The following is a 23538-nucleotide window of genomic DNA, read 5'->3' as shown; positions in this document are numbered from 1 at the left end:
TTCGGGTAAAGAGCCAAGCGCGAAAAGTCAAGGTTTGCGCCAACTCCGCAGGAAATCCGTATTTTACCGCTTTAATTTTAGTCGGGCCGACTCAGCAAGTACTTTTGTTATGAGAATGGGATATTTTGCCAAAAGAAATTTTGCGTTTTATGCGACGCATGCGTGTTTGTGCGTAGCGTTTTTGATGCTGCCGTACATCTTTACGGCGGAAGGCAGTTTCTTGCGGATTCCCAAAATATTGTCCAACGGACACGATCGCACGTACTTTTCGGTGTATTTCTGCCTGCTGCTTTTTTTCTATCTGAACTATTATTATCTCACGCCACGACTTTATTTCGGACAAAAGAAAACGCTGTACTTTTTCATTCTCTCGCTGTTTTTGTGCTTTTTCCTTTTTATGGCGTTCTTTTTCGATCGTCCCGAAGTAACGCTTTTTGGCGAAGGAAGTCCAGATTTCAAACATCCAGTACAAGGTATTCCGCATTCGGCACCGAAAATTGTCGAGTTCGGAGACGCGCCAATGATGAAACCGAACCAGCACGCGCACACGATCCTGATTTACCTCACGGGGGTTCTGGCGAGTTTGTTCCTGTCGATTTCGCGTCGACTGCAAGCCACTGAAAGCGACAAGATGGAAGCCGAATTGTCACTGTTGAAGGCGCAGATCAATCCGCATTTTCTTTTCAACACGCTCAACAGCATTTACGCTTTGGCCATCCGAAAGGACGAAAAAACCGCAGATTCGGTTGTGCAATTGTCTGAGCTCATGCGCTATATCATGAACAACGCCAATACGCACCAGATCGAGCTTGACAAGGAAATCGTGTACATCAACAACTATATCGCGTTGCAGAAATCGCGACTTGGCGACACGGCGAAAATCGAATATATGTGCGTCGGAACGCTTTTCGGAAAAAAAATTACGCCCTTGATTCTCATATCGTTCATCGAAAATGCGTTCAAACACGGCGTGAATCCCGATGAAATTTCCGAAATTCAAATCAGCATTGAGATTGTCGGAGATCATTTGACGCTTTTCGTGGCCAACAGAAAAGTGCATTCGGTCAGCACAGAAGGCGGAATCGGAATGGCCAACACGATAGAAAGACTCGAAATGTTGTACGCCGGACGCCACAATCTGCAAATCAAGGACGACGAAGAAAATTATTCGGTAAAATTGAACATGGATTTATGATACGAGCCATTGCCCTCGATGACGAACCGCCTGCTCTCGACGTACTAAAAGCGCTTTGCGAACAAATCGATTACGTCGATCTTCAAAAAACGTTCACTAAGGCCGAAGAAGCGATGAAACACTTGCGGAAATATCCGGTCGATCTTTTGTTTCTCGATATCAATATGCCATCGGTTTCGGGCATCGATTTCTACAAGAATCTGCCGCACAAGACGATGGTGATTTTTACGACGGCTTATTCCGAATATGCAGTCGAAGGTTTCAACCTGAACGCAGTCGATTACATCATGAAGCCGTTTTCGCTTTCGAGGTTTACGCAAGCTCTCGAGAAGGTCAAAACGCAGATGAATTACCAAAACCAGAACGCCGAGCAGCAATTTCTTTTCATCCGTGCCGATTACAGTCTGGTCAAGATTCCAATTGCCGATATTTTGTTCATCGAAGGTTTGGACGACTATCTCAAAATCCACATCCAAAATCAAAAAACCGTTGTCGCGCGCATGACCATGAAAGCGATTATCGAAAAATTGCCTTCCAAAGATTTTATCCGCGTGCACAGATCGTTTATCGTTTCAATCAACAAAATCGAGAAAATCCGAAATAAGATGGTGCATGTTGGCGAAGAGGAAATTCCGGTGTCGGCGAGTTACGAAAAGGATTTTCTGGCGGCGATACAAAAAGACGTGTAATGCAAGGTTTCGTGCGGTTTTCGCTCAGGCGGATTATCGACAAAGATTCCCAATCGACTTGGGACAAAGCCTTGTTTGACGCGACTTGGTTCGAATACAAACTTCAGATTCAGAACTTCGGGAATTTCGCACGGTACGAATCTTTTGCCGACTTTCTCAAAAACGAACCGAATGCCGAGACGATCCATTCGAGGGTAAGTCCGGCGGTTTATCCCAGCATTCAGATTCTCGACGGAAAACTTCCTGTGGTTTACGATGCGAACGGCGAGTCGCTTGCGCTGAACCAATTTTATTTCGAAATCCAGAATAGCGATTTTCTCGACCAATCGAAGCATAAGATTTCGGTTGATTTGATTTCCAAACAATTTTTCCTGATTTCAAGTTCGGCCAACGGTTTTTTGGTTTGCGATGCCTCGGATGCGGACGATTTTCAGAACGGACAAGAACTTCGCACGTTGCTGATCGCGAACCAACATTTGCTCAACATCTATTCGTTCAAAAAATCGTGAAAGCGCAAATTTATACGGGTACAAGTCGCGAAAAATCTGAATCGGAGTGGCACAGAAATCTAAGTCTTTTTGATTTTAACAAGGAATTTCGTTCAAATTTTGGACTGATTTCAATTTTTGACGAGGAAACTTTGAGCGCAAATCGTACAAAGGAGTATAATTTTAAAAGCGGATCAATTGTGGTTGTTCCGATGATCGGCGCGATTATAGTTTCACTTTTCCAAAAAGAAATCACGCTTTCTCCTGGCGAAATTTTGTCGGTCGATGCTTCGCAATTGGAGTCCGTTTCGAATCCTTATGAACGGGAACAAATCAATTTCTTGATCATCCGCGTAGACGAAAAATCCGAAATTGAAACTCAAAATTCGCTTTCGGATGAACACAATGTCTTGCAGAACGCTTTCGAGATCGGTTCGACCAAAGGTTTTTTGGGAATGTTCGACGGACGCCAAAAAGGCGAGTTCAAAACCGAAATTTCAAAAGGACTTTTCGCATTTGTGATAAACGGCGCTTTCGAGTTCGACGACCGATTACTTGAAACCCGCGACGCATTATCGATTTCTGAAGCTGAAAATCATGACTTCGAAGCGCTGTCGGGCAATGCGATATTGCTTGTAATCGAAACAAAGCTTGATTCGCGATAACGATTTCATTGCGTTTTTACCTCGAAATCTTTCGCTTTTACCTCATTAACTTTTTTGTTTGGAAGTGTTCTTGTTGATTTGTTCAAGAATTTAACCAAAACCACAAATGGAGCGCAAAGTTTTCCTTAAAAACAGTTTAGGATTTTTGGGAATGGCCATGTTGGCACCAGAAATGCTGAAAGCGACACACCTCACGCAGGCGTCGGTCGAGGAAGCTTTGGATTGCACCGTGACGAATTCCGAAACCGCCGGACCTTTTCCTACGATAAATCCTTCGTCTTACGCGACCTCGAATATCGTTGGCGACCGAACCGGTGTCGCGTTTACCGCCAATATTTACATCAAGAACAAAAATGCCGCTTGCGCCGCTTACCAAAATTGCATCATCGATATCTGGCATTGCGACAAAGACGGGAATTATTCCCAATACGGCGGCACGGGCATGCAACCAGCGAATTACACCGCTTATAACTTCCTCCGCGGAAGACAAACCACAGACGCCGACGGAAAAGTGACTTTCACGTCTATTTTCCCAGGCTGGTATACGGGTCGCGCGACCCACATTCATGTCCATATCTATACGGCCTCTGGAACTTCGCTTCTGGTTACGCAAATCGCTTTTCCGGAAGGCGCTTCGAGCGCCGTCAACGCCGTAAATGCTGCCACCGCTTACGGTTACACGAAAGGGATGAACGGTTACACGTACAACGCCAACGACAATGTTTTTTCTGATGGAGTAACCAGCGAAATGTCGGCCGTTTCTGGCTCGCTTTCTGGCGGATACACTTTGGAACACACCATCTACGTGAACGGTCCATCTCTGGGTGTGGACGATTCCGAGCGCCAAAACGCGGTTATCGGGCAGAATTATCCGAACCCATTTCAGGAAGCGACGACAATTCCGTTAATTCTGGAAAGTGCGTCGAACGTTTCACTGACTGTCTTTGATGGCAACGGCCGCCAAACCGGAATGCTCAAGAAATTCAGCCTGAACGCCGGCGCCAACAATCTTAACATCACAAGAAGCGAATATTCACTTTCGAGCGGTACTTATATTTTTACCGTGAAAGTCCAGAACGCTCAAGGAACATTCACCCAAAGCCGAAAAATGCTGGTGAAGTAACTCAATTTATTACAACCTGTTTTACGCAAAAACCTCTTATGTCCGCGCCTACTAGGACATTTGAGGTTTTTCTTTTTGAAGGTTCCGTCAAGCGGAAATGCGCCTCGGCCAAAAAACTTATATTTGCCTAATCTCATACAAATCAAACCACAATGAAAACCGTAGACAATTTCGATTTCAAGGATAAAAAAGCGCTGATTCGCGTTGATTTCAATGTTCCTTTGGACGAGAATTTCAAAGTTACAGACGACACGCGCATCGAAGCTGCAAAACCGACTATCGAAAAAATCCTCAAAGACGGCGGAAGCGTCATTTTGATGTCGCACTTGGGACGTCCGAAGGGAAAAGAGGAAAAATATTCGTTGAAACATATTTTGGACAAGACCTCTGAAGTGCTTGGCGTGACTGTAAAATTCGCCGAAGATTCAAGAGGTGAAGCGGCCAAAAAAGCTTCGGAAGACTTGAAACCGGGCGAAATCCTGTTGCTTGAAAACCTGCGTTTTTACAGCGAGGAAGAAGCCGGAGATGAGAACTATGCGAAAGAACTCGCGTCTTTGGGCGACATTTATGTGAACGACGCTTTTGGAACGGCGCACCGCGCGCACGCTTCAACTACGATTATAGCCAAATTTTTCCCGAACGAGAAATGCTTCGGATTGCTTTTGGCCAAAGAAATCGAAAGCTTGAACAAAGTCTTGAAAGACAGCGAAAAACCGGTCACGGCAATTTTGGGCGGATCGAAAGTTTCGACGAAAATCACGGTAATCGAGAACATTCTCGACAAAGTGGACCACATGATCTTGGGCGGCGGAATGACCTACACATTCATCAAAGCGCAAGGCGGAGAAGTTGGCGATTCAATCTGTGAAAACGACAAATTGGATCTGGCTTTGGAAATTCTCAAGAAAGCAAAAGAAAAAGGCGTGCAGGTTCACATTCCGGTTGACGTAATCGCGGCCGATGATTTCAACAATAACGCAAATACGAAAATCGTCGACGTAGACAAAATTCCTGACGGATGGCAAGGTCTTGACGCGGGTCCGAAGACTTTGGAGAAGTTCAAGAAGGTCGTTTTGGAATCGAAAACCATTCTTTGGAACGGCCCGGTTGGGGTTTTTGAAATGGAAAATTTCGCCAACGGAACTATCGAACTCGGAAATTATATAGCCGAAGCCACGAAAAACGGAGCATTTTCGCTTGTTGGCGGTGGAGATTCGGTTTCTGCAGTGAAGCAATTCGGCCTTGAGCCAAAAATGAGTTACGTTTCTACCGGTGGCGGTGCGATGCTCGAAATGCTCGAAGGAAGAACATTGCCTGGAATCGCCGCGATTCTTGACTAATATCTGACAACATAAAAACCAAAAGGCTGTCTTTGTGACGGCCTTTTGTGTTAATAATATGCATCGGAATGTTAAAAAGTATACTCCAAACACGAATTTGCAGTTATAAGATTAGTGAATTTTGTTATAGTATTACTATGTTTGCAAATCCCAAAAAGTTGGAAGATAGCTTTTTGGCACGTTCTGTGTTACTGTGCACAAAATTTTCAGAAGTATAACCTATCACGAATTGAAGTCTTTATGCTGTAGGATTTCCCGCATGAAAAGACCATAAAAACGTAGAGAATGAATCTAAGAAATGCCACACTTTCTTTACTGCTGACAATCTCGGCTTCGGCATTCGCCCAAGACGCGGCGAGTTCGGAACAAGCAGTAAAACCTGAGATCAAACAATCTTATCTCGATTCCATAAAAAGTACTTTCGTGTACGACAAAATGGCCGCCTGCGTAGACAGCCTCTGGATGAAGGAACTCACGAACCCTGAAATTTTCAACGATCTTTCGGCCGATATCAGAAACCTCGACTTGAATCGCAGCGTCGATTACAACGACGGTTGGTCAACAGAGCTTTTCAAGAAAAGGCTCGCCGAAATGGACTCAAAATCTCCGTTCAACATCGAGTACAATGCCGGACTCGAGAACCTCACCAAGAATTTTCTAAAAAACCGCAAACGCGCCTACGAACGTCTGATGGCCATCTCGGAATATTATTTTCCGATGTTCGAGGAAGCGCTCGCAAAATACAACGTTCCGCTCGAGATCAAGTATTTGGCTATCGTCGAATCGGCTTTGAACCCGAAAGCGGTTTCAAGAGTAGGAGCGACCGGACTTTGGCAGTTCATGTACCAAACCGGGAAACAGTACAATCTTAAAATCGATTCTTATGTCGATGAAAGAAGCGATGTGTTGAAAGCCAGCGAGGCTGCGGCTCAATACATGGCGAACATGTACCGCATTTTCGGAGATTGGGATTTGGTTTTGGCCTCGTACAATTCCGGACCTGGAAACGTTGCGAAGGCGATCCGTCGCTCTGGCGGAAAACAGAATTTTTGGAATATCAGGAAACATCTTCCGCAGGAAACAGCCGGTTATGTTCCCGCTTTCCTTGCCACGATGTACATTTACGAATATCACAAAGAACACGGAATCGTGCCGAACCGCGCGATGGTAAAGCATTTTCAGACCGATACGGTAATGGTCAAAAAGCAATTGTCTTTCAAGCAACTGTCTGATTTGCTCGACATTCCGATGGCGCAATTGCAGTTGCTGAATCCGTCATACAAATTGAACGTGATTCCGGCGTACTTCGACAAAATGCATTACCTGAGATTGCCAAATGACAAAATGGCGATTTTCACCTCTAACGAAGAGAGGATTTACGCTTACGCGGATCACGAAAATGCACGCCGCGAAAGACCTTACAGCGCAATTCAATCGGCTTTGGCCTCGAAAGATTCAAGTCGTTCGAACAGACAGAAAGTCTCCGATGACGGATTCGTGACCAAAACACACGTCAAATACCACAAAGTCCGCAAAGGCGATAGCTTGGGTGAGATTTCAGACAAATACGGCGTTTCGGTTGCGAGCATCAAACGTTCGAACGGACTTCGCAAAAACGTAGCGCCACTCGGAAAAACGCTCAAAATCGTAACTACGGAAGCTGTCGCGGTAAACGCCAGGAAAAAGGACGAACCAAAAACGGAAGTCGCTGTGGCCGAAACCAAAAAACAGGATGCGGTTGCGTCGACCACGGTTTCGTCAGCGACGATTCTCGGATCTGAAAATCCCCAGTTTTACGTAGTCGAGAAAGGTGACAATCTCGCTGCGATCGCGTTGAAATTCAATGTTTCGGTTGAAGATCTGAAAAAATGGAACAACATGTCTAACAGCGTTGTGCGACTGAATTCGAAATTGAAAGTTGCCGATTTGGTAAATGGGGAAGATTCCGTAGCGAAATCGAGCGACGAACCAAAATACAGAACGACAGAATACACGGTTGTGCGCGGAGACGCTTTGAGTGTGATTGCCAAGAAAAACAATGTGTCGGTCGAAGATTTGAAACAATGGAACAATCTGTCAGATGACAATGTTATGGTCGGCGCGAAATTGGTCGTGGCCAGAACAGAAGTTTCCAACGACGTGGCATCGGTTGAAAAACCATCGAAAAGAGACAAATATGCTGCGGCGGCCAAAAAAGTCGAGGATCACTATTACGTGAAAAAAGGTGATTCTCTGTTCAGCATCGCCAAGAAATCGGGTGTAAGTGTTTCCGAATTAAAACAATGGAACGGCATAAGCGGCAACAATCTCAAACCGGGAATGAAGCTCAAGATTAGCGGATGACCACAAAATATTGATTACTTTTAGGGCTTTGTTCAACTCATGAAGAAAGCCCTTTTTTTATTGCTTTTTTTGCCGATCGCCTTTCTTTCGTGCGACAGGAAAAAGGCCGATGCGAAAGCTTCCGAGAACTACAACCAGATTTCGCTTATCATCGACGACGTGCTTTGGAACGGTGAAATTGGTGATTCGTTGCGCAATAAATTCGCATCTCCGGTTTTGGGTTTGCCTCAGGAAGAACCGCTTTTCACGATCAATCAGTATCCGGTGAAGCTGCTCGAAGGTTACACGACAAACAGCCGAAACATCATCGTTATAAAAAAAACCGACCGAACAAGTTTCGAGATCAAGCAAGATCAGTTTATGACGCCTCAAAACGTCGTTTACATCTACGGGAAAAACACAGCCGATATCATCAATCTGATTGAGGAAAACGCGCCCGAAATCATAAACAGAATCAGGAATACCGAAATCCGGCAGGCGCAAATCCATTTGAGGAAATCGCTCGCAAGCGACAAAGCCGTCGAGGCCAAATTCAAGGTTGCGCTCGACATTCCGCCAGATTACCGAATGGTGATGAAACGCCGCAAATTTCTTTGGTTCAAAAAGGAAATCGTCTCGGGAAGTACAAGTATCATCATTTACCAGATTCCCGAAAAATTTATCGGAACGCCTACTGTCGGAAAGATTGTGGACGTTCGCGATTCCATCGGAAGAAAATACATCCACGGCACAAAACCAAATGCCGATATGATGACTGAAAACTCCTATACGCCTTATTTCTCGAATTTGTCGATTGACGGACACCGCGCTTTCGAAACCCGCGGAACCTGGCAACTGAACAACGATTTCATGTCCGGACCGTTCCTGAATTATTGCATTTACGACGCCAAACGCCATATTTACATCGTCGCTGAAGGTTTTTGCTACGCGCCGTCACGTGAAAAGCGCGAGTTGATGTTCGAATTGGAAGCCATCCTGAAAACGCTTCGTTTCCCTTCTAAAAAATAAAAATGGAATTAAAATTCAAAATAAAGCGTTTTGAGGCGCTTTCTGCTGCCGAGCTATACCAAATCCTGCAATTGCGTTCTGAGGTCTTTGTCGTCGAGCAAAACTGCGTTTATCAGGACATAGATGGAAAGGATGACGTTGCGTTACATCTGTTTGGGGAAATCGACGGAAAAATCGTCGCTTACGCGAGGTTGTTCGACAAGGGAATTTCTTACGAGGAAACTTCTATCGGGCGTGTCGTTGTTGCGCAAAACGTTCGCGCGAACAAATTTGGACACGATTTGATCCGCGAAGCAATAAACGTCATTTCGGATGAATTCGGGCAAACCGAAATCGCGATCTCGGCGCAATTGTATCTCAAGAAATTCTATGAATCTCACGGTTTTGTGAGTGAAGGCGAAGAATATCTGGAGGATGATATTCCGCATATTCACATGAAACGCGCATAAAAAAACCCGAACAAATCGGGCCTGATTTTAGATTTTGGTGATTACCAATTCAACGCGTCGGTCGTATTCGAAATCTTTTCCAAGCGGCACTTTATTCCCATAACCCTTGAAAGTCATGCGCTCTTTCGCGATTTTTTTGACCGCGAGATATTTGTAGACGGCCTCGGCGCGATTCGTGGAAAGTTTGCGCTTTTTGGTCGCCAAATCGATGGCTTCGTTCTGATAGGGCGGAACACAGCAAACATGTCCCTGAATCTCGAAATTTAAGTTTTTTTGTTTTTGGAGGATTTTGGCCAACTGATCAAGTTGCGTCTTGGCCTTGAAAGTCAGTTTGCTGCTGCCGCGTTCGAACAAAAGGTTTTCGAGATAGATGTGATCGCCAATGACGGGATTCTTTGGAATCGCGGTGTACATTCCCGGAAGCACGATCTTTGGCAACGGACGCAGGTTCAAAACCACGTCGACGCGCCTGTTTTTGGAGCGCTTCTCCGGAATTTTCTCGGGTTCCAAATCGTCTTCGATCGTGATTTTCCCTTTTCCTTCGATGGTCACGATAACTTTGCTTTTGATTCCGGCGGCAACGATTCGTTTTTGGACTTCGGCCGCGCGTTGGGTGGAAAGTTTGGTGTTGTACGCATCTTTTCCGCGGTCGTCAGTGTATCCGAAAATTTCTATGGATTCGATTCGCGTGGAGTCGGCTTTCTTGATAAAATCGACTACGGCTTTGCCCTGATTGGCGTCGAGCGCGAATTTGTCGAATTGAAAATAAACCGATTGGACAACGTTTTCCTGAGCATGACCGATGGCGCACAGGAACAATAGCGACAGTAAGGTTTTCAGACGCATTTTAGATCTTGAGTAACTTGTTGTATTCGGCCGGAGCGTTCAAAATTGCGACGGCTTTCTTGATTTCGGAATTGTTCTTCGTGTAATATTGGTAAAGGCCTTCCTTGTACTGGTAGCGTTTTATGGCTTCATCGCGGATAAGCTCCTTGATTTCATTCTGGTTTTTCGAGATTTGCGCATCCTCACTTTTTTGCAAAGCCGACAAAAGCGACTGGTATTCCGTTTGGATCGAGGCGTCGATTTTTTCTTTTTTGGCCGCTTCCAATGTTTTTTTCAAAGCGACTTCGGTATCGGTGTCAAAAGAGAAATTCGTTTTTTTGAGAAAGGCTTTGAAATCGACGAAATCAGCATCGGAAATGGCCGGAACCGTTTTGTCGTTGCCCGGATGTTTGTAATAATAATCGGTTACGTAATTGAAAATCCCGTCGTTTTTGATCAAAGCGTCAGAGATTGGGCTGGCTTTTGCTTCAGAAAGTTCAACGTCAGGCTGAATTCCGCCACCGTCAAAGACCGTGCGTCCTTTTCGGGTTTTGAATGCATTGTATTTGGCCGCTTCGGTTCGGATCGCTTTTCCGTCCTTGTCGCGGTGCGCGTAATCCAAAGCCTGTATGCATCGGCCAGAAGGCGTGTAATAACGCGAGATCGTAACTTTGAGCTGCGTTCCGTAAGTGAGATCTATCGGACGTTGCACCAAACCTTTTCCGAAACTTCTGCTCCCGACAATCACCGCGCGATCCAAATCCTGCAGCGCGCCCGAAACGATTTCCGAAGCTGATGCCGACTTTCCGTCTACCAAAATCACCAAAGGAATCTCGGCGTCGACGGGATCGCGAGTTGTTTTGTAGGTATTGTTGTGTTTCTCGAGCTTGGATTTCGTGGTCACGATCACTTCACCCTTCGGAACAAATAAATTGCAGATGTTCACCGCTTCGGCCAAAAGTCCACCGGGATTGCCTCTCAAATCGAGAATGATTCTTTCGGCTCCGTCGCGTTTTAAACTTTCCAAAGCTTCTTTGGTTTCCAAAGACGCGCGTTTGTTGAATTGGGAAAGCACGATATAACCGGTTTTGTCGTCGACTTTCGAGAAAAACGGAACGGCTTTGAGCTCGACTTCGTCCAAAACCAACTGCGTCGTCATGACTTTGCCCTGACGTTTGTACTTGAGATCGATCTTGGTGTTTTTCGCGCCTTTGAGCAATTGGCCGGCGTCTTCCTTGAAATCGATGAGACTCACGTCGCCAATCTGGACAATTTCATCTCCGGCTTTGAGTCCGGCTTTGTCTGCCGGATAACCCTTGTACGGTTCTTTCACGATCAAAACGCCTTCTTTGCGCGTTAAAAGCGCTCCGATTCCTGTGTATTCGCCCGTATTGTTGATCTTGAATTTAACCACATCGGCCTCGTTGAAATAAACCGTGTAAGGATCGAGATCGGCGAGCATGTTCTTGATCGCGTGATCCATGAGTTCGCCCGGATTCGTCTCGTCTACGTAATTCTCGTTTACGGCCTTGAAGAGTTCGGTGAAAATCTCGATTTGTTTGGCAACTTCGAAAAAGTCTTCCCTAAAACTGGCGCCAACGAACAAAAGTCCGGCTCCGACAGCGGGAAGCACATATCTTTTCTTAAGGAAAGTGTACATGATTCAATTGGTTTTCCGTCTTCTGAATCGCTTGCGGAAGAACAGTATGAGGGCGACTAAAATAATAATAAAAGGCCACATTTCGAGCAGGCCGACCAAGAAATCCAAAAGGCCGTTCAAGCCTGAAACCACGGCGTTCCAGATTTTGCTTCCAAAGGAAACCGACGCACTTTCCTTTTGCGGAACATTTTTGTAGAAAGTGATGGTGAAAGCGCTCATGTCGACTTGCGTCTGTAGATAATTCAAACGCGCTTGCTTGGCTTCGATTTCTTCCCTGATTTGCGAGAGTTTTTCCTCAATTTCAAGCATTTCCGAAACCTTGTTGGCTTTTCCCAAAAGTTGCAGATAGCGATTTTCGAGCGCCTTTTGGGTTTTGACTCGCGATTCGTTGTCGATGTACTCGGCTGTGACGTTTTGGGAAGTGATGTTCTTTTCGTCAAAAAAAGCGACTCCTTCGGAGATTTGGGTAAGGAAAGCATCGAAATTTTTCGCCGGAACGCGCACCAAAATAGTTCTCGAGACTTGGTCATTTTCTTTGGTTTCGCTGTCGTCTTGCAGAAAACCACCGAATTTTTTTAAAGAGGAAAGGATGCGCCCGCTGGTTTTAGAAAGGTCGTCGGTCTGGAATTTGAGATCGGCCGAACGGATGATTTTCTGCTGGATTTGTACGACGGGTTTCACGAAGTCCACGCGATCGACTTTTGGTGGAAGCGGTGAGGCCATAACTTTCATGTCGGCGGCGGGAGCGGATTCCTCGACTGCAGCGACTTCTTCGGTGGTTTCCGCGGAAGCATAATAAGTTTTGTCGGCAGGCTCCGATTTTTTGTTGCATCCGACAAGAATGCAAGCCGAAAGCAAGAGCGTAAAAATTGTTTTCATTGGTGTTGGTTTGTGTTAGAACGAAAACAATCGGTAAAAAAGTATTATCGGTTTTCATCCAATTTCGGAAGATCCCGCACTTTGAATTTCTCAAAAAGTGCGATGGTTTTGGATTGGATTTCCTCGTGCGAAAGTCTGTCTTTGGATTGGTACAAAAACATGAAAGCATAAGGTTTGTCGAGGTTTTCGAGCAAAATGTGTTTGTTCAACCGATAGGCTTCGCGCAACTGTCGTTTGAAAATATTGCGATCGACGGCTTTTTTGAAATTGCGTTTGGAAACCGAAACGCCCATTTGGATCGTTTCGATTTCGTCCGGATTTTCGACGTAAACCAAGCGCAAAGGGAATTTTGAAACCGATTTTCCTTCGGAAAACAATTTTTCGATCGTCTTTCGGCTTTTGAGTTTTTCAGATTTTGGGTAAGTGAACGCCATATCGGCAAAAGTACGAAAGTGAGTCGGGAATCGCTTCTACAGGTTTTTCGGGGAAATTTCTACAATGCTTCCACAGGTTTCCACAGTTTTGTGTCCGACGGAATGCTGCCGGATTTTTGTCGGAATAGTTATTTTTCATCTGATAATCAGCCGTTTGATGAATCGGTATAAGTCATTTCCGACACGTTTCGGATAGCGGCACCGAACTTGCTTCTTCTGAGCAAAAGAAACAACAACGAAATAACATACTCATGAAAAAATTGCTTTTTTGCGCCATGCTCTTGACCGGAGCTTTCGCATCTGCACAGGAAACAAAAAAAGAAACCAAAACTACTAAAACTGAGACCGCGACTCCGGCGACTTCTACGTCAACTTCGACTACGACTTCTCCTGATGCCAAAAAAGCGTCCCAGACAACAACCACAACCACTTCGTCACAGACTCCGGCAACTACAACTAGCCCAGCAACCAAAACGGAGACGACCACAACAGAGAAAAAAGCTGTTCCGGCTCCGACAAAATAAGGAATGTGTGACAACCATTGAGAAAAATGCCCTTGGAAACTGCAACGAATTCTGAGGGCATTTTCTTTAAATGAAAATCGTGTAAATCTTGGGTAAAATGCTGAAACGCAAAACACTCAAGGCTGACGTAACTTTACATTATAGAAATTGACGTTCTGAAAATATAAGCGCTATCCGCAGGTTGAAGAAACAACTGCTGGCAAAAAAAGCGGATAACTACTACAACTCAACAACAACTCAACACGAAGTCCTGAGATCAAATTTCAGGCGCATTTCAGGGAAAAGCCGATGATTTGGCATACCTGAAAACAGAAACCCTTCTAAAGTAAATTTGGAAGGGTTTTTTGCTTTTTGGACATATCGACTTCAGCGGAAAGCTGTCCTAGAATCAATCGGCAGAATGCGTGATCTGTCGCTTCACATTTTTTCCAAGTTGCTCGAAACTGATTTCGGTCACGCCGCCTTCATAGTTCAAGGTCATGAAAATCGCCTTTCCGGAAAGTTTGTAATCGATGTCGATCAGGCCATTTTCTCCAACTTTGACGATCGTGTCGTTTTTGGGCAGATACGGCAAAAGAAGTTTTGCATCCTCGAATTCTTTCGAGATCAAAAATTGACCGTAAGCTTCTTGAATGCTGAGGTTTTTGATGTTGGCGGTTTCTTTTGAAAGCATTCCGTCAGGCAAATCGTCGGCTTTTTCGGGAATCTCGAACCGGCAACTTTTTGCGAGTTGTTGCAAAAGCGATTCCTCGAGGTGCATTTTCTTTGGATTTTCAGGATCGGATGTGATGTCGTAAAGTTCTTTTCCCGACGGAGTAAGTTTGAGCCAAGCGATCGTGCTTTCGTTCTTTTGCTCGTTTTCTACAGCATTTTCCGCATAAACTTGAATCGTGATTTCGTCTTTTGCCTGCGATTCGATCCGGACAAAAAACGCGTCGTAATCCTTCAGATTCAAACCAGATTGTCGGGCAAGAACTTTGAGAATCGTATCGCAATCGGACGCTTTCTGGTTGTCTATAATTGTTTTTTCCTTCGGATTTTTGTTGCACGAAAAAAGCGCGATAAAGCAAAAAGCCACAACTAGATATCTCATAGAACAGATTTTTTCGGATAAAAAAAGCGGACTGAAAAGCCCGCTCTAAAATAGAAAATCGAAAGTTATTTTTTCCACGAATTGTTTTCGGGTTTGACGTCGGCCATAAGTCCGCTGGGATCGATCTGGATTGTTTTCACCTTTCCGGATTTGATCGGAATCTTGAATTCATAAGTCGGCATCGCCCAAGCCCAATCTTGCAAAACCGTGCGTTTCAAACTCGGGTAAGGACTCGGTTTTTCGAAACTCATCATGCGAAGCGGAACGTAGAAGTATTCTTTCGTACCGTTTTCGAATTCGACGATAAGATCGATCGGCATTGGCATTCGCCCGATTCTTTCGAGCGTAACCGAAGTCGCGTCGGCAGTTTCGCTTACCGATTTTATGCCGTAATCGATCGTATTCGTGGTTTGCGTCCAATCTGTCAAATACCAATCCAGAATCGCGCCCGAAGTTTTTTCTGCCTCGCGTTTGATGTCATTCGGAGTTGGATGTTTGAACTTGAAATCGGCATAATACCGCTTTATTGCTTTCATCAGATTCTCCCGCCCGATCACGTAAATGAGTTGCGAAAGGAAAATCTCGCCTTTGCTGTAAGACGTGATGCTGTAAACGCGATTTTGGTCAAATCGATCGGAATGCGTCGACTGCGGCTGTTCGACACCCGAATTTGCCATGGAATTGTATCCGCGATAAGCGCCAGCCCAAGGATTTTCAGACTTTTTATCGGCGATCTCGTTGAGTCCGAAGTCTTCGAGGAATGACGTGAAACCTTCGTCCATCCAACCGTGTTTGCTCTCGTTCGAAGCCAAAACGTGCTGAAACCACGAGTGCGCCATTTCGTGAGCGGTGACGCCCAAAAGTCCGTCGAATTTGCCCGTTCCCATAATCAAGGTGCACATCGCGTATTCCATTCCGCCGTCGCCGCCTTGAATCACCGAATATTGCTCGTAAGGATAATTGCCGACGGTTTTGTTATAAATGTCCATAAGACGCGCCGTCGCAGGTTGCAAATCTTTCCAATTCTTGTTGAATTCCGCATTGTCGAGCCACAAAAAATGCAATTTTACGCCGTTCGGTCCGTCGAAAACGTCGTGGTTGTATTTTGGATCGGCGGCCCAAGTGAAATCGTGAACCATCGGCGCCACGAAATGCCAGGTCAAGGTTTTCGCCTTTTTCGGATATTCGACCGTTTTTCCCTTGTCCTGATAGCCATGCCCAATCTCGTTCGGATTCTGCAAATAACCCGTTCCGCCCAAAACGTACTCTTTGTCGATCGTGATCTTCACGTCGAAATCGCCCCAAACGCCGTGGAATTCACGCGCGATGTAAGGATCGGTGTGCCAGCCTTCGAAGTCGTATTCGGCCAATTTCGGATACCATTGCGACATCGAAAGATCGACACCTTCGGAATTATTGCGTCCGGAACGACGGATCTGAACCGGAACCTGTCCGTCAAAATCAAGCGAAAAAGTCGACTTGGCGTGCGGCAGAATCGGTTTTGCCAAAGTGACTTCGAGGATTGTCCCGACTGTTTTGGCATCCGCGGAAGCGCCGTCCTGCTTGAAATTGTCGATTTTCAGATAACCGATTTCTTCCGGTTTCAACGCGGCGATGCGACTTTTGACGATGTCTTTTCCGTCGGCGCCTTTGGTTTTGGTGACCATTCGTCCGTCAGGATCTTTAATCGATTGGATTCTCGCGTCCATCTCGCTTCCGGGTTGGAAGGCGTTGTTGTACAGATGATAGAACACGCGGCGCAAGGTATCGGGTGAATTGTTCGTGTACTCGAGCGTCTGTTTTCCTTTGTATCTGTAAGTTTTCACGTCCATGGAAACGTCCATTTTGTAATTGACGTGCTGTTGCCAGTAACCGTTTTGCGCGTGGACTGAAATGCATCCGAAAAGCGCGAGTAAAATCATGTTTTTCATATTCCCAAAAATAAAAAAAACGGAAGGGTTACTTCCGTTTGATTTGAAACTAGTTCCGCTTATTTTGACATTTGTTCGGCCATGATCAAAGCGTTGTAGGCGTTGACCATTTTGCCCGAAACACTGGCGTTCGTAAACGGACGCTTTTCTTCCTTATCGCCCAAAACGACTTCGAAAGTGACCGGCACGCCAGAATCCATGATGATTTTCTTGACTTGTGCAGCCGAAAGTTTCGGATAGTAAGATCTTATCAAAGCCGCGACACCAGCCGCATTTGGAGACGCCATTGACGTTCCTTGCTCGTATTTGTATTTGTTGTTCGGAACTGTTGCGTATATTTTGGAACCCGGCGAGAAAATGTCTACATTTTTCTGTCCGTAGTTCGAGAATCCGGCTACCAAACCTGGTCCGTAAGTGTTGTTCAAAGCTCCGATTGTCAAGACGTTGTCAGCGAATTCCGTAGCTCCTGAATCGTCAGAATCGTTAGGAAAATTCGCGTTTGCCGGATCGTCGAGATCTTTTCCGTCGTTGCCGGCAGCGTGCACGATCAGAACGTCTTTGCTCGCGGCATATTTTATCGCGTCGTAAACCCATTGTTTGTGAGGCGAATAGCTTTTTCCGAAACTTCCGTTGATGACTTTCGCTCCGTTGTCAACCGCATAACGGATTGCCAATGCGATGTCTTTGTCATACTCGTCACCGTTTGGAACCGCGCGAACTGCCATGATTTCGGCTGTTGTAGAAACACCGTCTCCGCCTTTTCCGTTTCCGCGAATCTGTGCGATGATTCCCGCAACGTGCGTTCCGTGCAACGAAGCTTCTTTGTCAAGCGCGTAAACACGGTTGTTTCCGTATTTTTTGTCGTTGATGTCTTCCGGATTGTCACCTACAGCTTTACGTCCGTCGAACTCAAGGTTCAATTGGTAGTTGAGTTGGTCGAAAACCTGTTTTTTGTATTCGTTCAGGTCTTCGTTGAAGTTCGGGCCAACCTGTTGGATGACGCTCATCATCACCATTTTGCTTCTGTTGAGGTTTTGGTCAGAAGTGGAAATGCCTTTGAGTTCATCCAAAGTATAATTGTCTTTTTTCAGATGCGCCTTGATTTGCTGATTGGCGGCGAAAATGAAATCGACCTGTTGTTTCCCGGCAAGTGCCTGCTGATATTCGTCGTCGAACGCGGCTTTCATTTTTTTGTACTCGGCCGATCCGTCGTCGCCTTTCTTCAACATACGCGTCAATTCGAGGTTTTCGTCGTTCGAGTCGCCAAGGAAATTCCATCCGTGGACGTCATCGATATAACCGTTATTGTCGTCGTCGATTCCGTTTCCTGCGATTTCCTTCGGATTCGTCCAAATCATGCCTTGCAGATCTTCATGGTCGATATCGACGCCTGAATCGATAATCCCGACAACGACTTTTTGCCCTTTTTTGCCATTGAGCAATTCGGCATAAGCGCGATCGACGCTCATTCCGGGAATCGAGTCTTTAACCGGATCGAGGTCGCTCCAGCGTTGCAAAGCAGGTTCGGCAAGTTGGCCTTTTTTGGCGGTAATTACAGTTGAAGCAGAAATAGGAGCGACGGCAGTCTTGGTTGCGCCACATCCGGTAAGCATCGCCGCGATAAGAGCTGTCGCGACATAAGGAGTGTATAATCTCATTTTTTGAATGTTTCTATTTTTTAAAATGGGTCTAAAAGTATCGTCTTTCGTTACAACGAATCTTCCGATTAACAGAAAGTTATGACGATTTTTTTATTTTTTGGACATTTTTTCGGCCATCAAAAGCGCGTTGTAAGCGTTCACGACCGTGCCGCCGCGGCTGGCTTCGGAAAACGGTTTTTTCTCGCGCTTGTTTCCAAGAACGACCGTAACGTCTGGCTTCACTCCAGAAGTCATCAAGATCTGCTTGACTTGAGCCGCCGACAATTTCGGATAATAAGAACGGATCAAAGCGGCAACTCCGGCCACATTCGGCGCGGCCATCGAAGTTCCTTGCAGATAAGCATATGTATTTTCCGGAGTCGTGGCGTAAATGCGCGTTCCCGGTGAGAAAACGTCCACGTTCTGTTTTCCGTAGTTGGAAAATGGCGCGACGAGATTTTCGCCGTAAGTCGAATTCGATGCACCGACGGTAATCACGTTTTCAGCGACTTCCTTGTTGGTTTTGTCGAAATCCATCGGGAAATTCTGGTTTTCTACCAGGTCGATGTCGTTTCCGCTGTTTCCGGCGGCCATCACGATAAGCACGTCTTTTTTGGCTGCGTATCTGATTGCATCCCAAACCCATTCCGGATGCGGCGAATAAGCTTTCCCGAAACTTCCGTTGATGACTTTTGCGCCGTTGTCGACCGCGTAGCGAATCGAAAGCGCGACGTCCTTGTCGTATTCGTCTCCGTTCGGAACGGTTCTTACGGGCATGATCAAAACGTTTTCGGCCACGCCATCGCCACCGAATTCATTGCCGCGAACTTGCGCGATGATTCCGGAAACGTGCGTTCCGTGGGTTGTCGATTTTTTGTCCGGGCCGTAAACTTGGTTGTTTCCGTAGTTTTTCTTGTCGAAATTATCCGGATCGTCCATTTTCATCCGTTCGTTGTAATCGACGTTCAAGGTTACGTTTACCTGAGATTCGGCGCGTTCTTTCGAGCTTGCCACGAACTTGTCGAGTTCTTCGGGTTTCATGCGGCCAAGCAACGTGATCACGCGAGGTTTAAGGCGCGTCACCAAAGTGTCTTTGCTGTTGAATTTGTTGAGATCGTCGACCGTGAAATCGTTTTTGCCGAGTTCTTTTCGAATCGACGAAAGCGCTTTGATCATGTCCTCGCTCGACTTGAGGTTTTTCTGAGCCGCTTTGTATTGTTTGTCAAAATCGGCTTTCATGGTTGCATAACCTGGCGCATTCGGATCGGATTTTTTCACCATACGCGTAATTTCCAACGTCTCCGCGACAGCGTCACCCAAAAAGTTCCAACCGTGAACGTCGTCGATATAACCGTTTTTGTCATCGTCGATTCCGTTTCCTGCGATTTCCTTGGTGTTCGTCCAGATTTTGCCTTTCAGATCTTCGTGATCGATGTCGACGCCAGAATCGACTACGCCCACGATTACAGTCGTACTTTTCTTGTTTTTGAGCAATTCCTTGTAGGCGCGGTCGACGCTCATTCCGGCGACGGAATCTTTCTCGAGATCAAGATCGCTCCAGCGCTTGAGGTCGTTTTCGGCTAAAGGCTTTTTCTTAGCCGTCACATTTTTGGCCGAAACTTGGGCCGTTGCGTTGAATGTGACAAAAAGTGCGGCGATCGCAAGAGCCGAAAGTGTTTTTGAGGAGAATTTTTTATTCATGTTGTTGTTTTTATCGTCAGAAAATTTCTTCGCAAGTGAAGGTTTCTTTAAGTCGGATGCCGCGTTCTGTCTGTTCTACGGTAATGACTTGGTTGTGAGCGTCGTGTTCGAGCACAATGTAGAAATTATCGGCCAAAGCGTCGGTCAGGAATTTGCTCTTTTCGGGCATCGTCAAAAGCGGACGCGTGTCGTAACCCATCACGTAATTTACCGGGATGTGTCCGGCGGTCGGGATCAAATCGGCCGCGAACGCAATTGTTTTCCCGTTGTAATCGATATACGGAATCATCATTTTTTCGGTATGTCCGTCCACATAATAGATTCCGAAACCAAGTTCAGAAGTCGCCTGGAAGTCAGACTTTGGATTTTGCAGAAAGTTTAATTGGCCGCTTTGTTGCATCGGAAGCAAATTTTCGGATAGAAACGACGCTTTTTCGCGAGCATTCGGTTTTGTCGCCCAGTCCCAATGGTTTTCGTTCGTCCAGAATTTGGCGTTTTTGAAAGCCGGTTCGTAACCCGATTTGTCTTTGTTCCAGACGATCGAGCCGCCGCAATGGTCAAAATGTAGGTGCGTCATGAAAACATCGGTGATGTCATCTTTCGAAAATCCGTACTTGGCCAGTGATTTTTCGATGGAATGATCGCCCCAAAGCGAGTAATAGCCAAAGAATTTGTCAGATTGCTTGTCGCCCATTCCGGTATCGATGAGAATCAGTCGGTTGCCGTCTTCGATTAAAAGGCAGCGCGCGGCAATGTCGATGAGGTTGTTGGAATCGGCCGGATTGGTCTTTTGCCAGATGGTTTTCGGAACTACGCCGAACATGGCGCCTCCGTCGAGCTTGAAATTCCCGGCTTCAATCGGATACAATTTCATATTTCGGAAAATTTTTGCAGAAGTGAATCGCAAATGTAACGATTCGTTCTCCAAATGCCGAAACCATTGCCGATTTCTATCGCCTCATTCGTTATAAAAATGTTGGCGGATGCGGCCAAAAGTTCGTTTTACACTATCTTTGCGCATTATTTGAACGGAACCGAAAAAAATCGGGCCAAAATCCGAAAGACTGATTTGATTGTCAATTGATTGCGAAACAGGATTTAACCGATCGTTCCACTAATCACTAAAGTAAAAATCATGATAAAAGTTTCTGATTCTGCCAAGACCAAAGTCGTCCAATTGATGACCGAGGACGGATTTGACGCCACGATCGACTACGTTCGCGTCGGTGTGAAAAGCGGCGGTTGCTCTGGTCTTGAATACGTACTCAAATTCGACAAAGAACTGGGCGAAACCGATAAAGTTTTCGAAGACAACGGCGTGAAGGTCGCAGTCGAGAAAAAATCGTTCCTGTATCTGGCCGGAACTACTTTGGAATTTTCCGGCGGATTGAACGGAAAAGGTTTCATTTTCAACAATCCGAACGCGAGTCGCACTTGCGGTTGCGGGGAAAGCTTCTCGCTTTAATGTTTTAAGCCGACAAAAGGCTTTTTAACCTAAGACTTTTTATGTCAAAATATACAGAAGACGACCTCAAAGTCGAACTCGAAAATAAAGAATACGAATACGGATTTTATACCGATATAGAATCTGATACGTTTCCCATCGGACTAAACGAAGACATCGTTCGCGCGATTTCCCTAAAAAAGGAAGAGCCGGAATGGATGACCGAGTGGCGATTGGAAGCTTTCCGCGCGTGGAGCGAAATGACCGAGCCCGAATGGGCAAATGTGCAGTACAAGAAACCGGATTTTCAGGCGATCTCGTATTATTCGGCTCCCAAAAAAGTCGATCCGAGCAAAACGCTTGACGATGTCGATCCGGAGCTTTTGGCGATGTACAAAAAACTTGGGATTTCTGTCGACGAACAAAAGAAAATGAACAACATCGCGATGGATATCGTGGTCGATTCGGTTTCTGTCGCGACGACTTTCAAGAAAACTTTGGCCGAAAAAGGCATCATTTTTTGCCCGATTTCCGAGGCGATCAAAGAGCATCCGGAATTGGTGAAGAAATATCTTGGAACCGTCGTTCCGCAAAAGGACAATTTTTATGCAGCACTGAATTCTGCGGTTTTTTCCGATGGATCGTTCTGCTACATTCCGAAAGGCGTGCGTTGTCCGATGGAACTTTCGACCTATTTCCGAATCAACCAAGCCGGAACGGGACAATTCGAAAGAACTTTGGTAATCGCCGACGAGGAAAGCTACGTGTCTTACCTAGAAGGTTGCACCGCACCAAGTCGTGATGAGAACCAATTGCACGCGGCCGTCGTAGAATTGATCGCGATGGACGGAGCCGAAATTAAATATTCGACGGTTCAAAACTGGTTTCCGGGCGACAAGAACGGAAAAGGTGGCGTGTTCAACTTCGTGACCAAACGCGGACTTTGCGAAAAAAACGCGAAGATTTCGTGGACGCAGGTCGAGACGGGTTCGGCCGTGACTTGGAAATATCCGTCTTGCGTTTTGAAAGGCGACAATTCGGTTGGTGAATTCTATTCGATTGCCGTTACGAACAACTATCAGCAAGCGGATACGGGAACGAAAATGATCCATTTGGGCAAAAACACCAAGTCGACGATCATTTCCAAAGGAATTTCTGCAGGAAAGTCACAAAACAGCTACCGCGGACTCGTCCAGATTTCAGGCCGTGCTGACAACGCCCGAAATTTCTCCCAATGCGATTCGCTTTTGATGGGAAATAACTGCGGCGCTCACACATTTCCGTATATCGAATCCAAAAATCCGTCGGCGAAAATCGAGCACGAAGCTACGACTTCGAAAATCGGCGAAGACCAGGTTTTTTATTGCAACCAAAGAGGCATTCCGACAGAAAAAGCCATCGCTTTGATCGTAAACGGATTTTCCAAAGAGGTTTTGAACAAACTTCCGATGGAATTTGCCGTGGAAGCCCAAAAATTGCTTGAGATCTCGCTCGAAGGTTCGGTTGGGTAAATCGTAGCACAATTAAAAAATTTCCGAAAAATGAATTCGTATCAAGACATAATCAAGATTGATCCAGAAAAACGGTTTGGAAAACCTTGCGTTCGCGAGACAAGAATAACTGTTTACGATGTTCTCGGATATTTGGCATTAGGGATGTCGTTTGATGAAATTACATCAGATTTTCCAGAATTGACAACAGCTGACATCAAAGCCTGTTTGAGTTATGCCGCCGATCGGGAACATAGGCTTAAATCGGCGTGATGAAACTGTTGTTTGATCAGAATATTTCGTTCCGGATCGTACGGCTCTTAAAGGATCATTTTTCGGATTGCAAACATGTGAGTGACGTAAAGCTTCAGAACTCAAAAGACTTTGAGATTTGGCAATTTGCTGAAAAAGAAAATTTTACGATTGTCACCTTTGATCCTGATTTTTATGATTTGAGTATGGTTCGAGGTTTTCCTCCAAAAATAATCTGGCTCAGAATGGGTAATATATTGACAGCAGAGCTTGCTGATTTAATGATTAAGAACAAGTTGGCAATAGAAGATTTTCTTGCATTGAGCGAATCAGAAATTGCTTGTTTAGAAATAGATACAAAATAA

The 23538-nt window shown here is 45.6% G+C and carries 23 protein-coding genes; 14 read left to right on the top strand and 9 right to left on the bottom strand.

From position 1 onward, the window contains the following. The first annotated feature begins 184 nt into the window (after positions 1 to 184). From EOO49_RS07805 to EOO49_RS07765, 9 genes are all read left to right on the top strand, one after another. Positions 185 to 1195, top strand: coding sequence for a sensor histidine kinase (locus EOO49_RS07805; protein ID WP_290844379.1), 1011 nt, complete (start codon positions 185 to 187; stop codon positions 1193 to 1195). Further along, positions 1192 to 1884 carry a LytTR family DNA-binding domain-containing protein gene (locus tag EOO49_RS07800; RefSeq protein ID WP_290844378.1) on the top strand — a complete coding sequence of 231 codons (693 nt, stop codon included), beginning with the start codon at positions 1192 to 1194 and terminating at the stop codon, positions 1882 to 1884. Before EOO49_RS07805 ends, EOO49_RS07800 begins: the two co-directional genes overlap by 4 nt. Continuing rightward, positions 1884 to 2393: a hypothetical protein gene (locus tag EOO49_RS07795; RefSeq protein ID WP_290844377.1), complete on the top strand. Its 510-nt coding sequence runs from the start codon at positions 1884 to 1886 to the stop codon at positions 2391 to 2393. Before EOO49_RS07800 ends, EOO49_RS07795 begins: the two co-directional genes overlap by 1 nt. Before the next feature lie 191 nt (positions 2394 to 2584). Then, positions 2585 to 3037, top strand: coding sequence for a hypothetical protein (locus tag EOO49_RS07790; RefSeq protein ID WP_290844375.1), 453 nt, complete (start codon positions 2585 to 2587; stop codon positions 3035 to 3037). A gap of 106 nt (positions 3038 to 3143) precedes the next feature. Continuing rightward, positions 3144 to 4160, top strand: a complete 1017-nt coding sequence (locus EOO49_RS07785) for a T9SS type A sorting domain-containing protein (RefSeq protein ID WP_290844374.1) — start codon at positions 3144 to 3146, stop codon at positions 4158 to 4160. Between the two features lie 152 nt (positions 4161 to 4312). Further along, a complete protein-coding gene (locus EOO49_RS07780; protein ID WP_290844373.1) occupies positions 4313 to 5500 on the top strand; it encodes a phosphoglycerate kinase in 1188 nt (395 codons plus the stop codon). Positions 5501 to 5785: 285 nt separating this feature from the next. Further along, the gene (locus EOO49_RS07775) at positions 5786 to 7843 is read left to right on the top strand and encodes a LysM peptidoglycan-binding domain-containing protein (protein WP_290844372.1); all 2058 of its coding nucleotides are present in this window, start codon (positions 5786 to 5788) and stop codon (positions 7841 to 7843) included. Between the two features lie 39 nt (positions 7844 to 7882). Further along, complete coding sequence (locus tag EOO49_RS07770) at positions 7883 to 8851, top strand: DUF4837 family protein (protein ID WP_290844371.1); 969 nt, start codon at positions 7883 to 7885, stop codon at positions 8849 to 8851. A 2-nt stretch (positions 8852 to 8853) separates the two neighbouring features. Beyond that, positions 8854 to 9300 (top strand): GNAT family N-acetyltransferase, encoded by a 447-nt coding sequence (locus EOO49_RS07765; protein WP_290844369.1) that lies wholly within the window; start codon positions 8854 to 8856, stop codon positions 9298 to 9300. Positions 9301 to 9327: 27 nt separating this feature from the next. On the opposite strand, the gene EOO49_RS07760 is transcribed toward EOO49_RS07765, so the two are convergent. From EOO49_RS07760 to rnpA, 4 genes are read right to left on the bottom strand one after another with little or no spacing between them, the layout of a single operon-like run. Continuing rightward, positions 9328 to 10146 (bottom strand): OmpA family protein, encoded by an 819-nt coding sequence (locus EOO49_RS07760; protein ID WP_290844367.1) that lies wholly within the window; start codon positions 10144 to 10146, stop codon positions 9328 to 9330. Between the two features lies 1 nt (position 10147). Further along, positions 10148 to 11785, bottom strand: a complete 1638-nt coding sequence (locus EOO49_RS07755; RefSeq protein WP_290844365.1) for a S41 family peptidase — start codon at positions 11783 to 11785, stop codon at positions 10148 to 10150. A 3-nt stretch (positions 11786 to 11788) separates the two neighbouring features. Next, positions 11789 to 12664: a DUF4349 domain-containing protein gene (locus EOO49_RS07750; RefSeq protein ID WP_290844363.1), complete on the bottom strand. Its 876-nt coding sequence runs from the start codon at positions 12662 to 12664 to the stop codon at positions 11789 to 11791. Positions 12665 to 12708: 44 nt separating this feature from the next. After that, positions 12709 to 13098: a ribonuclease P protein component gene (gene rnpA, locus EOO49_RS07745; protein WP_290844361.1), complete on the bottom strand. Its 390-nt coding sequence runs from the start codon at positions 13096 to 13098 to the stop codon at positions 12709 to 12711. A gap of 251 nt (positions 13099 to 13349) precedes the next feature. On the opposite strand from rnpA, the gene EOO49_RS07740 reads away from it, so the two are divergent. Then, positions 13350 to 13622, top strand: coding sequence for a hypothetical protein (locus EOO49_RS07740; RefSeq protein ID WP_290844359.1), 273 nt, complete (start codon positions 13350 to 13352; stop codon positions 13620 to 13622). 388 nt (positions 13623 to 14010) lie between these two features. Here EOO49_RS07740 and EOO49_RS07735 read toward each other — a convergent pair whose 3' ends face one another. From EOO49_RS07735 to EOO49_RS07715, 5 genes are all read right to left on the bottom strand, one after another. Beyond that, a complete protein-coding gene (locus tag EOO49_RS07735; RefSeq protein WP_290844357.1) occupies positions 14011 to 14715 on the bottom strand; it encodes a hypothetical protein in 705 nt (234 codons plus the stop codon). Positions 14716 to 14780: 65 nt separating this feature from the next. Next, positions 14781 to 16646: a M1 family metallopeptidase gene (locus EOO49_RS07730; RefSeq protein WP_290844355.1), complete on the bottom strand. Its 1866-nt coding sequence runs from the start codon at positions 16644 to 16646 to the stop codon at positions 14781 to 14783. 59 nt (positions 16647 to 16705) lie between these two features. Beyond that, a complete protein-coding gene (locus EOO49_RS07725; protein ID WP_290844353.1) occupies positions 16706 to 18304 on the bottom strand; it encodes a S8 family peptidase in 1599 nt (532 codons plus the stop codon). Positions 18305 to 18397: 93 nt separating this feature from the next. After that, on the bottom strand, positions 18398 to 19987 hold the full coding sequence (locus EOO49_RS07720) for a S8 family peptidase (RefSeq protein ID WP_290844352.1): 1590 nt from the start codon (positions 19985 to 19987) through the stop codon (positions 18398 to 18400). Positions 19988 to 20003: 16 nt separating this feature from the next. Continuing rightward, the gene (locus EOO49_RS07715; protein ID WP_290844351.1) at positions 20004 to 20861 is read right to left on the bottom strand and encodes an MBL fold metallo-hydrolase; all 858 of its coding nucleotides are present in this window, start codon (positions 20859 to 20861) and stop codon (positions 20004 to 20006) included. A gap of 261 nt (positions 20862 to 21122) precedes the next feature. Between EOO49_RS07715 and EOO49_RS07710 the strand changes: the two genes are divergently transcribed. Genes EOO49_RS07710 through EOO49_RS07695 form a run of 4 tightly spaced genes read left to right on the top strand, consistent with a single transcriptional unit; the run spans position 21123 to position 23538 of the window. Beyond that, positions 21123 to 21452: an iron-sulfur cluster assembly accessory protein gene (locus EOO49_RS07710; RefSeq protein WP_290844350.1), complete on the top strand. Its 330-nt coding sequence runs from the start codon at positions 21123 to 21125 to the stop codon at positions 21450 to 21452. A gap of 41 nt (positions 21453 to 21493) precedes the next feature. Beyond that, the gene (gene sufB, locus EOO49_RS07705; protein ID WP_290844349.1) at positions 21494 to 22942 is read left to right on the top strand and encodes a Fe-S cluster assembly protein SufB; all 1449 of its coding nucleotides are present in this window, start codon (positions 21494 to 21496) and stop codon (positions 22940 to 22942) included. A 30-nt stretch (positions 22943 to 22972) separates the two neighbouring features. Further along, positions 22973 to 23194, top strand: a complete 222-nt coding sequence (locus EOO49_RS07700; protein WP_290844348.1) for a DUF433 domain-containing protein — start codon at positions 22973 to 22975, stop codon at positions 23192 to 23194. Beyond that, positions 23194 to 23538: a DUF5615 family PIN-like protein gene (locus EOO49_RS07695; RefSeq protein WP_290844347.1), complete on the top strand. Its 345-nt coding sequence runs from the start codon at positions 23194 to 23196 to the stop codon at positions 23536 to 23538. The genes EOO49_RS07700 and EOO49_RS07695 overlap by 1 nt, the downstream gene beginning before the upstream one ends.

The sequence above is a fragment of the Flavobacterium sp. genome (assembly GCF_004295795.1).
Taxonomy (GTDB): Bacteria; Bacteroidota; Bacteroidia; order Flavobacteriales; family Flavobacteriaceae; genus Flavobacterium.
The sequence above is the reverse complement of the archived record's forward strand: the minus strand, read 5'-3'. Positions and strand labels throughout refer to the sequence as shown.

Excerpts from the sequence above, each read along its gene's own strand:
- EOO49_RS07805 (WP_290844379.1), top strand. The coding sequence starts at position 185 with ATGCTGCCGTACATCTTTACGGCGGAAGGCAGTTTCTTGCGGATTCCC.
- EOO49_RS07800 (WP_290844378.1), top strand. The coding sequence starts at position 1,192 with ATGATACGAGCCATTGCCCTCGATGACGAACCGCCTGCTCTCGACGTA.
- EOO49_RS07795 (WP_290844377.1), top strand. The coding sequence starts at position 1,884 with ATGCAAGGTTTCGTGCGGTTTTCGCTCAGGCGGATTATCGACAAAGAT.
- EOO49_RS07790 (WP_290844375.1), top strand. The coding sequence starts at position 2,585 with ATGATCGGCGCGATTATAGTTTCACTTTTCCAAAAAGAAATCACGCTT.
- EOO49_RS07785 (WP_290844374.1), top strand. The coding sequence starts at position 3,144 with ATGGAGCGCAAAGTTTTCCTTAAAAACAGTTTAGGATTTTTGGGAATG.
- EOO49_RS07780 (WP_290844373.1), top strand. The coding sequence starts at position 4,313 with ATGAAAACCGTAGACAATTTCGATTTCAAGGATAAAAAAGCGCTGATT.
- EOO49_RS07775 (WP_290844372.1), top strand. The coding sequence starts at position 5,786 with ATGAATCTAAGAAATGCCACACTTTCTTTACTGCTGACAATCTCGGCT.
- EOO49_RS07770 (WP_290844371.1), top strand. The coding sequence starts at position 7,883 with ATGAAGAAAGCCCTTTTTTTATTGCTTTTTTTGCCGATCGCCTTTCTT.
- EOO49_RS07765 (WP_290844369.1), top strand. The coding sequence starts at position 8,854 with ATGGAATTAAAATTCAAAATAAAGCGTTTTGAGGCGCTTTCTGCTGCC.
- EOO49_RS07760 (WP_290844367.1), bottom strand. The coding sequence starts at position 10,146 with ATGCGTCTGAAAACCTTACTGTCGCTATTGTTCCTGTGCGCCATCGGT.
- EOO49_RS07755 (WP_290844365.1), bottom strand. The coding sequence starts at position 11,785 with ATGTACACTTTCCTTAAGAAAAGATATGTGCTTCCCGCTGTCGGAGCC.
- EOO49_RS07750 (WP_290844363.1), bottom strand. The coding sequence starts at position 12,664 with ATGAAAACAATTTTTACGCTCTTGCTTTCGGCTTGCATTCTTGTCGGA.
- rnpA (WP_290844361.1), bottom strand. The coding sequence starts at position 13,098 with ATGGCGTTCACTTACCCAAAATCTGAAAAACTCAAAAGCCGAAAGACG.
- EOO49_RS07740 (WP_290844359.1), top strand. The coding sequence starts at position 13,350 with ATGAAAAAATTGCTTTTTTGCGCCATGCTCTTGACCGGAGCTTTCGCA.
- EOO49_RS07735 (WP_290844357.1), bottom strand. The coding sequence starts at position 14,715 with ATGAGATATCTAGTTGTGGCTTTTTGCTTTATCGCGCTTTTTTCGTGC.
- EOO49_RS07730 (WP_290844355.1), bottom strand. The coding sequence starts at position 16,646 with ATGAAAAACATGATTTTACTCGCGCTTTTCGGATGCATTTCAGTCCAC.
- EOO49_RS07725 (WP_290844353.1), bottom strand. The coding sequence starts at position 18,304 with ATGAGATTATACACTCCTTATGTCGCGACAGCTCTTATCGCGGCGATG.
- EOO49_RS07720 (WP_290844352.1), bottom strand. The coding sequence starts at position 19,987 with ATGAATAAAAAATTCTCCTCAAAAACACTTTCGGCTCTTGCGATCGCC.
- EOO49_RS07715 (WP_290844351.1), bottom strand. The coding sequence starts at position 20,861 with ATGAAATTGTATCCGATTGAAGCCGGGAATTTCAAGCTCGACGGAGGC.
- EOO49_RS07710 (WP_290844350.1), top strand. The coding sequence starts at position 21,123 with ATGATAAAAGTTTCTGATTCTGCCAAGACCAAAGTCGTCCAATTGATG.
- sufB (WP_290844349.1), top strand. The coding sequence starts at position 21,494 with ATGTCAAAATATACAGAAGACGACCTCAAAGTCGAACTCGAAAATAAA.
- EOO49_RS07700 (WP_290844348.1), top strand. The coding sequence starts at position 22,973 with ATGAATTCGTATCAAGACATAATCAAGATTGATCCAGAAAAACGGTTT.
- EOO49_RS07695 (WP_290844347.1), top strand. The coding sequence starts at position 23,194 with ATGAAACTGTTGTTTGATCAGAATATTTCGTTCCGGATCGTACGGCTC.